The organism is Hymenobacter properus, from assembly GCF_015694735.1.
GTDB lineage: Bacteria > Bacteroidota > Bacteroidia > Cytophagales > Hymenobacteraceae > Hymenobacter > Hymenobacter properus.
In genome coordinates, this window is sequence record NZ_JADQDP010000006.1 from 165,345 (window position 1) to 172,166 (window position 6,822).

At 63.3% G+C, this 6,822-nt stretch carries 6 protein-coding genes; all 6 read right to left on the bottom strand.

Annotated features, from left to right (window positions below; translation table 11 throughout):
* Positions 1 to 11: 11 nt before the first annotated feature.
* The 6 genes from I2I01_RS21245 to I2I01_RS21270 all read right to left on the bottom strand — a co-directional run bounded on the left by I2I01_RS21245 (position 12) and on the right by I2I01_RS21270 (position 6,716).
* Positions 12 to 1,727, bottom strand: coding sequence for a T9SS type A sorting domain-containing protein (locus tag I2I01_RS21245; RefSeq protein ID WP_196288533.1), 1,716 nt, complete (start codon positions 1,725 to 1,727; stop codon positions 12 to 14).
* Positions 1,728 to 1,901: 174 nt separating this feature from the next.
* Positions 1,902 to 2,666: a slipin family protein gene (locus tag I2I01_RS21250; protein ID WP_196288534.1), complete on the bottom strand. Its 765-nt coding sequence runs from the start codon at positions 2,664 to 2,666 to the stop codon at positions 1,902 to 1,904.
* 71 nt (positions 2,667 to 2,737) lie between these two features.
* A complete protein-coding gene (locus I2I01_RS21255; protein ID WP_196288535.1) occupies positions 2,738 to 3,580 on the bottom strand; it encodes a hypothetical protein in 843 nt (280 codons plus the stop codon).
* 40 nt (positions 3,581 to 3,620) lie between these two features.
* A complete protein-coding gene (locus I2I01_RS21260; protein ID WP_196288536.1) occupies positions 3,621 to 4,979 on the bottom strand; it encodes a M20/M25/M40 family metallo-hydrolase in 1,359 nt (452 codons plus the stop codon).
* Between the two features lie 169 nt (positions 4,980 to 5,148).
* On the bottom strand, positions 5,149 to 6,099 hold the full coding sequence (locus I2I01_RS21265) for an enhanced serine sensitivity protein SseB C-terminal domain-containing protein (RefSeq protein ID WP_196288537.1): 951 nt from the start codon (positions 6,097 to 6,099) through the stop codon (positions 5,149 to 5,151).
* A gap of 218 nt (positions 6,100 to 6,317) precedes the next feature.
* Positions 6,318 to 6,716 (bottom strand): c-type cytochrome, encoded by a 399-nt coding sequence (locus I2I01_RS21270; protein ID WP_196288538.1) that lies wholly within the window; start codon positions 6,714 to 6,716, stop codon positions 6,318 to 6,320.
* Positions 6,717 to 6,822 lie beyond the last annotated feature (106 nt).

Sequence of the window (6,822 nt, forward strand, 5' to 3'; positions counted from 1 at the left end):
CAGCGCAGCCGCTACGGCTTCACCCAACGTCCGCGCCAGGGCTGCCCGGCCACCGTGGTTTCGACGAAGTAGACCCCGGCGGCCAGCTCGGGCGCAGCCAGTAGCACCACAGCTTCGCCCGTGGCAGGGGCGGCTTGCTGGTGCACCAGGCGGCCGGTGAGGTCGCGCACCTGCACCGTGAGCAACTGGGGGTGGGGCAGGCTGAGGTGCAGGGCCGGGGCCGTGCCGGGGTTGGAGCTGAGGGCCAGGGGGCGCGCTTCCACGGCGCCACGAGCCGCCAGCACGCCCAAGGCGCCGTTGTCGCCGATGCTTTGGGCGTAGATGCCGCTGTCCACGCGCTGGTCGGCCCACACGGTCACTAGCTGGTTATTGGCGTAGGGCAGGGTGGCGTAGTTCTGTTTGCCGCTGGCCACGCTGCTGAGCATGATGAAGCCGCTGCCCGTGGGGAAAGCCGACTGGCCCTGGTAGTTCACCTTGGCGGCCCACAGCGCCTGGGTGGTGCCCGCCGCGTTGAGGTTTTCGGTGTAAACGATGATGAGGCCGGTGCCGGTATCTCGCAGGCTTTGGGCCGAATAGTAGCTGGTGCCCAGCGCCTGCACGGGCGCGCCGCCGGTGCCCAGCTGCACCGCCCCCGTGGCCGCCGCCAGCCGCTGCACCGTGAAGCCCGAGTTGCTTTGGGTGCTGTTAAGCTCGTTCACCACGGCCCATACCTCGTTGCGGGCCGCCACGTATTGCAGCGAGCCGCCGATGCGGGCCGTGGCCGTGCCAGCCAGAATTTCGGTGCCCGTGGCGCCCCAGGGCAGGCTGCCGTCGGCCAGCACGCGCTGGGCGTACATGTCGCCCAGGTTGGCGTTGGCCGGGTTGCCGGAATTCAGCAGCGCGAAGAAGCCGCCGCTGCCGTCGGGCGTTATTTCCGGAAAGGCCGCGAAGCCGATGGTTTTGTCGCTCACCCGCACCGGGGCCGTCCACACGGGTGCGCCGCTGGCGTTGTAGCGCTGCGCATACGTCGTCGACACGCCCTGGCCCGAGCCCGTTTCCTCCACGTACTGCACCACCACGTCCTCGGAGGCTGGCACAGACACGATGCTGGGCCGGCTGAAGCGCCGCGAGGGGGCTTCGATGGCTACGGGTGCAGTCCACATGGCCACGCCCGCGGGCGAGTACTTCACCAGCGGCACGGCCTTGGTGCCGCGCGTGGCACTGGCGGTGCCGCTGGCGTTCCAGCCTATCACCACGTTGTTGCCGGCGGTGATGCCGATGGCGGGCGACAGGCCGGAGGTGGCCGCGGCATCCAGCAGCGGTATGCCATTGGCGCCCCACAGCTGCTGCCCGGTGGGCGAAATCTTATACGCCACGCACTGGTTGCCGCCCGAGCGCGTGTCCTGAAACGCCAGGATGGCGTTGCCCAGGTTGTCGGTTTTGAGGTCGTAGCGGTACAGGGCTGAGCTCTGCGGGTTGTTGCTCACCAGCAGGCCCGCGGCGCCCAGCTGGGCCCGGCCGTTGGCGTCGAGCAACTGCAGGCGCATCTGGTAGTTGGTGGTGGCCACGGTTTCAAACCACGCCACCCAGGTGCCGCCATTCGGGGCAGGCGAAATGCGGGGCGTGACCTCGCTCGTGCCGGCCACGTCGCGAATGGCCAGATTTTGGCCGGGGTTGGCGCTCCATTGGGCGCGGGCCGAGAAGGCGCTGAGGGTGGCGGCCAGTAGCAGGAGTACAGGGTGTTTCATGAGCGCAGTGTTTGGATGGAAGCAAGATGAAAGAGGGTTGCGCCGTGAATGTCGTTGGAAATAACAGTATGTCCTAATACTACTATTAACTTATGCTGAAGCACTTTCAGCAAAACAGCCGCCCTGCGGCAAAGCGCGGGGCGGCTGTTGGTAGCGCCAGCCGTGGGGCTTGTGCTACTCCGCTTTGTCTTGCGTCACCATCTGGGTGAAGCTCTTGGCGGCGTTCGTGAATTCTGATGGGATGAGCACCACCGTCGTCGTGTTGTTATCGATGCCGATTTCCGATAGCATCTGCATGCGGCGCAGCTCCAGGGCAATAGGGCTTTCTTCCATCTGCTTGGCGCCCTGCGTGAGCTTGATGGAGGCTTCTAGCTCGGCCTCGGCCTTGATGATGCGGGCACGCTTCTCCCGAATGGCCTCCGCTTCGCGCGCCATGGCCCGCTGCATAGACTCCGGAATTTCCACGTCCTTGATTTCGACCAGTTCCACGCTCACGCCCCAATTCTCGGTGGCCGCGTCCACAATCTGCAGCAGCGCGGCGTTGATTTGCTGGCGCTCTCGCAGCATCTCATCTAGCTGGTGCTGGCCAATGATGTTGCGCAAGGCCGTGACCGACAGCTGGTACACCGCCTGGTTGAAATTGGCCACCTTGATAATGGCATCGGCCGGATTAACCACCCGAAACCACAGCACGGCATTCACCTTGATGGTCACGCTGTCTTTGGTGATGGTTTCCTGCTGCTCCAAATCCACCGTTTTCGTGCGAATATCAATGGTTTGCTGGCGCTCGATGAAGGGAATTATCCAGTACAGCCCCGGCCCCCGCGTGCCCACAAACCGGCCCAGCCGAAACACAATGGCCCGCTCATACTCCTGCGCCACGCGGATGCCGGAAAGAAGCAAGGCAACGATAATGAGAACAATGGTAAGCAGTGACATGGCGGTTGGGGTTGGTGAAGTTTCGGGAGGTGTATCGCTACGCGGCGTCGGGCATTACAATCGGGCGCTTCTCAGTTGCCCCAGCAACACGCCACCCGTTTAGGGGCTCGGAACCGAATCGGCGTGCCACTGGCGGAAGCCCGGTTGCCGGCGGTATCAATGGCCTCGAAAAGGACGGTGTATTCTTCTTCCGATTTAAAATGCACGGCGCCGCCGCAGGTAAACCAGCCTACGCCCAACTGATTTTGCCACGGAACGATGTAAGTGGTAACCGATTCGCCACCCTGCACATGCCGGACGGTGGCTTTGACCAGGCACCGCGTGCTGTCGCGCAACGGCATGGAAAACAGTACATAATTATCCAGACCTTCGCTGTTGGCTTCGTACTTTTTTTCTTTCACCACCGGTGTAGCCACCCAGCGTGGGGCCAAGGTATCGGGAGTAGAGCTTGTTTTCCAGCGGTAAGCAGTAGCACGCTTCTGGCCAGGGGCTAAGCGGCCGGGGCTGAAAAGGTAAAACAGATTCTCATGGCCTTGAAAAGCCCGCATCTCATATTCCGTGCCCCCAAGCAAGGGCCGGCTGGGGGTAAGCAGTACCTGCGTGTGCGATTCAACGTCAGCGGATTCTGTGAAAACCAAACGGTCCAGCACGACCAAATCGACGGAATCGTGGGCCGACCATAGATACACGTGAATGCCACTGCCAAACTGTTGCAACCGGGCTGCCAACGACTGCGCTCCGCCCAAAGCATTGCCGGAAAACAGAAATACCTGTTTGGGCTGAATGACTGTGGGGTAGGGGCCGGGCCACACACTTACCCAGTGTGAATAATCGCATTGCGCACGTGCCAGCAAAGGCAACATAGCCAAACAGATAAAGGCGATGCGCCCGCAAAAACGACCCGTCAAACTCATTAAAACGGTTGTTCGATTGGCTGATTGACGCCTAAAAAAATTACCGCCCCACCACCGGCAGCACGGCCACGCTCTCGTGCCCGGCGGCATCAATGCTGGCCACGCCGAAAATAAAGTTGTCCTTGCTGATGGGCAGGTCGGCCGTGAGGCCCGCCACCGGGTAGCGCTGCTGCCACTGCGGCGCGCTGGTTTCGCGCACCAGCACCACGTAGCCGCTGGGCTTGGGGCCGGCGGCAGGAGCCTGCCAGCGCAGCTCGGTGCGGTTGGTGAGGTTGGCGGTGAGGACTTCGACCTTGGCCGGCGCGGCGGGCGCTTTGGCCAGCGCGGCCATGGTGGCGAGGTTGATGCCGGCGTTGCGGCGCAGGTAGGCATAGTCCACACCCTCGGGCAGGTCGCCGTAGGCGCGGCCTTTTTCGGTGCGCAGGTCCTGGTGCTGGTGGGTGAAGTCCTCGTTCATCTCGGTGAAGCGCACCGCCGCAAAGCCTTGCTGGTTGAAAGGTGTGTGGTCGCCGCCGCGCAGGAAACGGTCGGGGCGGTACTCCAGCGCCACCTTGTGGCCGCGCCCATAGAGCTGGGCCGTGCGCTGAATGAAGCGGGCCAACTGGCGGCTGGGCGCATCGTTCTCGGAGCTGAGCTGGCGGCGGATTTTGGCTTGCTCGGCCGTTTCGTTGGCCGGTACGCCTTCGCTGAATACCCGCACCTGCGTGGCGTCGTTTATCTCGGGGTCGAAGCCGTGCGAGTTGCCCACGATGTCGTTGTTGAGCATGGCCACCAGGTTCCAGCCTTCCTTCTTGGCGCGCTCGGCCAGGTGGCCCGAGCCGTAGAGGCCCTGCTCTTCGCCCTGCACAGCTACAAACTTGAGCGTGCACGGAAACTTCTGGCCGGCCAGCACGCGGGCCAGCTCCATCACCAGCACCGTGCCCGAGCCGTCGTCGTTGGCGCCGGGCGCGTCGGCCGTGGCGTTCATCACGTCGCTCACCCGCGAGTCGATGTGCCCGCTCACCAGGATGACGCGGGTATCTGTTGGGTCGGTGCCGGGCAGGGTGGCCAGCACGTTGGCCATCAGCACCGGTTTATTGATGCGGCGGCCGTCGGGCTTCACCGTGAAGGTGTCCATCTCCACGGTCATGCGCCCGCCGCCGGCTTTGCTGTATTTCAGGAATTCATCGCGCACCCAGTTGCGGGCCGCGCCAATGCCGCGCGTGGGGCTCTGCGTGTCGCTCAGCGTGTGGCGCGTGCCGAAAGAAACCAGCTTGCGAATGTCGGCCTCCAGGTTTTTAGCCGAAATCTCATCCACCAGCTTTTGAATGGCGGGGTCGGCGGGGGGCAGGAGCGGGGCGGGCTTTTGGGCGAAGGCAGCAAAGGGCGCGAGGGCCAGAAGGGCGACGACGAGTTTCATGAATGGAAGGTAGGCTAAAGGGGGTGAAAGAATAAAAAGAACGTCATGCAGAGCGTGGCGAAGCATCTCGCTCGCGTGGTTCCAACAGTAATAGTTACTGCTGCACGCGAGATGCTTCGCTGCGCTCTGCATGACGTTACTAGAAAGCCATGCCGAAGCAGCCTATTGCTTAGCCCTTCTGATAAAACGGCTCAACCGTGCGGAAATACGGGTTCACACCTTCTTCCGAGTTCATATCCAGCAGCATCAAATCCACGAACTGGTACACATCGGTTTTGCCCTCGAGCACGGGGCCGAGTTCCTGCATGAAGCTGGGGTCGGGGTTCTGGCTGATGAAGGCCAGCAGCAGGCGCGGCACGTCGGGGTTGTTGGCGAGCTGCATCTGGGCCAGGTAAGCGGCTTCGATGTGGGGCTGGGCGGCGGCCCAGGCGGCCACGCCGTCGGCAATGGCCTGCGGGTACTCGGCTGGCTGGCTGAGCATTACCTGCGCGTCGCCGCCTGCAGGCGAGAGCGGGCCCGTAAGCTGGCCGTTGAGCAGGGCTGCCAACTCCTCCTTGGGCAGGAGCTTGCCGGCGGGCGAGAAAGGGTTCAGCACGCAGTCCTGGCCCTGAATCATCTGGAAAAACGCGTGGCCGGGGATGCGCACGTAAGGCACCGGACCGTTATCAACGCCGCCATCGGTGAGGCGTGCCGTCGAGCTGAAGATGGGCAGCTTGCCGTCGTTCAGCACCTGCAGCTGGATTTCCTGGCCTTCGCTGAGGGTTACCTCGCCGGGCTCAATGCCTTCCATCGGGGCCAGAATCATCAGAATTTCTTCCTGCAACAGCGCCTGGTAGAAGGCCGGACGGGCCTGCTCGTCGGTAGCGGCCAGCAGCAGGAGTTGCTCCAGCACGTTTTCGGGCTCGAAGGGCAGGGGCTGGGGCTCCGGAATCTGGTACACGGGCGGGGCGGGCGCGGCGGGCTCGGGCGGGGCCACGTACTTGGAGCCCTGGTAGCGAGGGCCGCTGCTGGGCTTATCGGCCGGCGTAGCGGCTGGGGCAGCGTTCGGGGTGGCGGGGGCGGGAGTGGGGGTAGCCGGGGTTTCGGCAGGTTTATTTTTCAGGAAGTCAAACAGGCCCATAATCGAATAAGCAAGCAGGTGAATTGGAAGCGCAATCTACGTCTAAAAACGGGTTTTGAGCGGGTAAAATGTGGGGGAGGAGCAGGACAAAAAGCAGAAGGACGGTCATGCCGAGCGCAGCCGAGGCCGCTCGCGTGGGGTAGTAGACCTGCTGATTGGATTACTACCTCACGCGAGCGGCCTCGGCTGCGCTCGGCATAGCGTTCATTACTACTTCCTCACGGACACTTGTCCAGCTGCGCTTGCACGTCGCGGATGGTGCGCGGGGCCGCCTCGTTGCCCCAGTGGCTTTCCACGTAGTTCAGCAGGTTGGTGAGCTGGGCCGGGCTCAGGCTTGGGTTGCCGGGCATGATGTTGTGGTAGCCCACGCCATTCACCACAATCACCTCGTTCTGCCCGTGGCGCAGCAGGCAGGGCAGCTCGGCGCGGTGGTCGGCGAGGTAGTCGGAGCCGGCCAGGGGCGGAATCAGGCGGGCCAGGCCCTGGCCCTTGTCGCCGTGGCAGGAGGCGCAGTGCTGTGCATAGAGGCGCTGCCCCTGGTGGCGGTTGTTGCTGAAGCAGCTAGGCAGGGCAAGCAGAAGCAAAGCTGCGAGCGGGACGTAAAAGCGGGAAGCCATGGGTGAAAAAACGGTCAGCGAGGTTGTCACGCAATTAATGAAACCGTCTGTCATCCTGAGCGCCGCGAAGGACCTTCTCCCGTTAGGCTTTCTGACGGGAGAAGGT